Origin of the sequence: Shewanella sp. SG41-4, from assembly GCF_014164505.1 — a bacterium.
Classification (GTDB): Bacteria; Pseudomonadota; Gammaproteobacteria; order Enterobacterales; family Shewanellaceae; genus Shewanella.
Genome location: NZ_JACJFI010000797.1, coordinates 1 through 221 on the forward strand (window position 1 = coordinate 1; position 221 = coordinate 221).

Genomic DNA, 221 nt, shown 5'->3' on the forward strand with positions numbered 1-221 from the left:
CCGCATTCATGAAGGGGTGTTTGGCAACATTCACAACAAGGGGCACTGAGTTCGTGCAGATAAACTTCACGCTCAAGCGCTTCAGGTAATGGTTTTCTGCCTGTTTTAGCCTTGCTCTTATTTACGTTGGGCAACGCATGTTGCTGCTCAGCTTCGTTAAACGTGCCTTTGGCTACCTTTTCACTTTGTGATGAAAAACGTTTTGATTTACTTAAGTTGAG

Annotated in this window: 1 pseudogene; it reads right to left on the minus strand. The window is 44.3% G+C overall.

Annotation, left to right across the window (positions count from 1 at the left end):
- Positions 1 to 221 (minus strand): annotated as a pseudogene (locus H5202_RS23865) (IS66 family transposase); the annotation flags it as partial.